Raw genomic sequence first — 3,992 nt, forward strand, 5'->3', positions numbered from 1 at the left:
CCAAACGCCACTTTATAATCCGTTCTCTATTTTTTTAAACTTTGCAACAGAACCGTAAAAATTAATCGAAGGAATTAAAAATTATGATAGTTTACAAAAAAAAACTTGAATTTTGTCTAAACGTACAATTTTCCCGAAATGGTATGGTGAGGCCTATTATTAAAATTAATTTTTGCTTTCATTTGATCCATTCTCAACTTAAAGCAATTAGAACAAACATTTTTATATTCTCCTACCCATGGCTTTATTGGATACTCTACTGTAGCTTCAAAATCACCGCAATCTTTACAAATCGGACATGAATATTCGTTTGTTAATTTTATAATCTATTTTAAAGTAAACACCGTTAACAAATCCCCTAAATATAATTACCGTTATAAAATTTCACGTACTGTATCTGTTTAATAAAACCTAATTCCCAAAAAAACATAGCCTAACCATCCCTAACAAAATAAAAACCCCCTAAATAAGGGGTGCACTAAATTGATAAATATACGTAGTCCAAATAATTGTAAGGTTTAAGCAGACACACCATGAGACACATTTTTATTTTCAAAAACGACACACATATATTACGGTTTAAGAAGATATAGGGTGGGACACTTATTAAAGTTGCTTCATTAATCGTCCTATAACTGATTTGGATAACCCTGTATATTCAACTAATTTCCGGATAGATGCGGCAGGATACTGATCTTTAGCTTTTTTTAGTATAGTTAGCTTTCCCTCAGTTTTCTTTTGCTCTTCAGCTAAATACTCGTCACGAGTCGACACACCTTCAGCTCGTCGTTTTTCGCGCTTTTTTTCCGTATCGCGTCGTTGTTTTTCTACTTTATTGATTAATGTACTCATTTTTTCTTTTTCGTCTTGCGTGAAATCGATATTTAACTTCCTAATTACGGTATCATTACGCATAGGCTTTACTATGTTATTTGGTAATCCGAAACGTTTGTAATCATTCTTAGCAAACTCATCGAAGAAAACCATAGCATCCTTGTACGCATTCTTAGCTGTACGTTCCACCTCTTTCTTTGGTTGCGGATCAGCAAGTTTTGCATTTAACTGGAACGTCATTTCTAACGTCGCTGCTTGGTTCTTAACGATTAGAGCAGTCGTAAATGAGTAAATGTATGTTAAATCGTTTCGATTTTCTATGACACCGTTTCTAAGTTCTACAATCATTTCTAAATCAGCTTTACGTTTTGTATTTAAACTGAAAAGGTCCATTACCCCTTTTCGTGCTGGTAATGTTGTAAGCATCCCCTTACGTTTTTGCTTACGTTTCTTCTCTAAAGGCGGTACATATTCATATAACTCTTGCAGTGAATACTCTTTTTCCGTCCATAGATCCACTGTGATTTGTTGTCCAGTCTTACTATGAGTACTATATGGCAAGCGGAATACACGCGATAAGTCCGAACACGAACCGTCAGCACCTAACGGCATAAGCATTTTAACAAAATGATTCGTTATGTATTGCGATAAATACGCCATCTGTGGAGCAGCGCCACCACTTATGCTGTAAACCAATTGCACCCCTCGGCCGTTCATAATGATATTCGGGCACGGTAATGATCCACTAAACACGAAATCATGTAGTTGTTTTATTACATACTCTTTTGAGAGTCCTATTTTATAAAAGTCCAAATCTACGCCTATATTTCTTATTTGCTTTAAATCAGCTGTTTTACGACTTCCGTGTTCAAATGCATTAAGAGATAAATAGACGTCTTTTAAACCTCGTTCTGAAGCTTTTAGCAAGTGTTTTAAGTCTCGTAGACCATACCAAATTTGTTTATGTTGCTCATTACTTAAATCGATTGTAACGACATATCCTGATTTCTTCCGTTCTGATAAGTAACATTCATACCAAGAATCGATGAACGTTTCCTCTTGCCGTTTCTGAATTGCCACCGACATACAAATAGCCTCCTTATTCAAATAAAAGGAAGCTACACAAGAATATATTACACTTTACCTGTCTAATAGTTTTTGATATTATATAGACAGAAGTTAATAAACATCAAGAATTTTCTTGTGTAACTATTTGAAGGATCCATTCTCAAACTTTGGTCGGGGAGAGAATGGGTCCTTGCGTCTTTTATTCCGTTTTTTCTACAATTATTGTAACGCAAGATTCATATACTTACAAGGACAGACGACAAGCCTAGCGCTGGTCTTTTTTTATTTTAATAGCAGGTAAACACTTGTTGTTACAGAATTGGTAAGCAATATGTTAAATTGACAAAAACAAAATGATATGTTTTCATTTTGTTATTATTAAAGATACATAAAGAGAATGTATCAATTACATCACTTTAACATTAACGTTAATTTAACGGAGGTGCCTAAATGACTTATAAATTAGCTTTTGTGCAGAATAAAGGCGGCGTTTTGAAGTCTTCAATGACAGTAAACTTAGCTGGTCTTTATGCAAAACAAGGGAAAAGAGTTTTAATTATAGATGCCGATCAGCAAGGTAACTCCCTTCTTTCTTTTGGCAAGAACCCGGATAAGTATCGTACGACTTTACATGATGTTTTAGTTAATTTCGCGCCTGCTAGTGAAGCTATTGTAAACGTCTATAAAAATATCGATATTCTTCCTTCTAACGAAATGATGAGTTTCTTAGATTTCGACATACTACCAAACTTAGACAAATACATAAATCCATTTTTACTTCTAAAGGTTGCATTAATTGCTGTTGAAGATGAATACGATGTAATTCTATTCGATAGCCCACCTAGTTCAGGTTTAATCCAAAGTAATGTAATTTGTTGTACAGACAGAATTATTATTCCTTTCCAACCAGAACAATATAGCGTTCGTTCTTTAATCAAGATCATCGACGTAATTAATCAATTTAAACAGAAACACAACCCGAATTTAGATATTGCGGGAGTAGTTGCTACACTTGTTCAAAAAAACACGAAACTACATACAGAAGCGATTAAACAAGCAAGACAATTCTGCGAAAAGGAAAATGTGCATTTCTTTAACGCTAATATTCCAAGAAGTATTTCATTCGCGAACTCAATCGCTTATAACAAACTACCTCTTACATTAGCTAAAAAAGATACTGAATTTGCATTTTACTACAAGAGTTTATTTAAGGAGTTGAATGAACATGAGCAACCGCAATATAGCTGATTTATTTGGTGATAGTGCAGTTAGGAATGATGAAGACAATAATGCATCCCAACAGAATAAAGAAGTAAAACTAGATGAAACAAACAACATTAACGTTAATATTAATGATAATGTTAACGAAATGTTAGAAGAACAAAAACAAAACAATAACAAAACTGAAACGAAACATAAAGTTAATAATGTTATTGAAAATGACGATATCCTTGGATTCCTAAAGGAAGAACAAGATAAGAAAGTCGTTGGATTCCATCTAGATAAAGATGTGAGACAAGCGTTCCAAAAAGTATTAGGTAAGAAACCTCAACGTGGGGCGCAATCAGAACTTGCGAATCGAATACTCCGCGACTTCTTTGAAAAAAGAGGATTACTATAAACTCTACATTTTGTAGGGTTTATTTTTATTATTAAAACGCTCTAAATACATTAACATTAATGTTATGTTTTTTTAATGTATTTGTAATATTGATTTTACGTTTATATTACAAAGAAAAAAGCCTATTACAAGGATTTTTATTCTATATTCTTATACCAGTACATAACATAGATATTGCCTGTTATCCTTGTAACTCTTCATATCCTTGACCGTACAATTGGGTGTGCTGTTTAGTTAGGGAAGAGTTACTATATTTCTGTTCGACTGGTGGTTTCATTTTGCAGATGAATGCATGGTGTAGATCGCCGCCAACTCTTACAGAAATAATTGCATGGAACCGTGGTAATCGCGCTGCATCATCGATTGATTTTGTTGGTTCTAGTCGATGTTGGGGCAACTCAAATATTTTGATATGGCCATTTGAGAAAAGGATTTGTTGCACTCCACCGCCCTGCAAATTCTCTTGTAA

The 3,992-nt window shown here is 33.9% G+C and carries 3 protein-coding genes and 1 pseudogene; 2 read left to right on the forward strand and 2 right to left on the reverse strand.

From position 1 onward, the window contains the following. Window positions 1-606: 606 nt before the first annotated feature. Complete coding sequence (locus AB3X49_RS18835) at window positions 607-1,920, reverse strand: AsnC family protein (RefSeq protein ID WP_367963987.1); 1,314 nt, start codon at window positions 1,918-1,920, stop codon at window positions 607-609. Window positions 1,921-2,352: 432 nt separating this feature from the next. Between AB3X49_RS18835 and AB3X49_RS18840 the strand changes: the two genes are divergently transcribed. Continuing rightward, window positions 2,353-3,150, forward strand: a complete 798-nt coding sequence (locus AB3X49_RS18840) for a ParA family protein (RefSeq protein WP_367963989.1) — start codon at window positions 2,353-2,355, stop codon at window positions 3,148-3,150. Further along, window positions 3,128-3,523 carry a hypothetical protein gene (locus AB3X49_RS18845; protein ID WP_367963991.1) on the forward strand — a complete coding sequence of 132 codons (396 nt, stop codon included), beginning with the start codon at window positions 3,128-3,130 and terminating at the stop codon, window positions 3,521-3,523. Before AB3X49_RS18840 ends, AB3X49_RS18845 begins: the two co-directional genes overlap by 23 nt. A gap of 181 nt (window positions 3,524-3,704) precedes the next feature. Here the strand turns inward: AB3X49_RS18845 and AB3X49_RS18850 are convergent. Next, window positions 3,705-3,992 (reverse strand): annotated as a pseudogene (locus AB3X49_RS18850) (ATP-binding protein); the annotation flags it as partial.

Source organism: Bacillus sp. C30 (assembly GCF_040838255.1).
GTDB classification, from domain to species: Bacteria; Bacillota; Bacilli; order Bacillales; family Bacillaceae_G; genus Bacillus_A; species Bacillus_A mycoides.

Excerpts from the sequence above, each read along its gene's own strand:
- AB3X49_RS18835 (WP_367963987.1), bottom strand. The coding sequence starts at position 1,920 with ATGTCGGTGGCAATTCAGAAACGGCAAGAGGAAACGTTCATCGATTCT.
- AB3X49_RS18840 (WP_367963989.1), top strand. The coding sequence starts at position 2,353 with ATGACTTATAAATTAGCTTTTGTGCAGAATAAAGGCGGCGTTTTGAAG.
- AB3X49_RS18845 (WP_367963991.1), top strand. The coding sequence starts at position 3,128 with ATGAGCAACCGCAATATAGCTGATTTATTTGGTGATAGTGCAGTTAGG.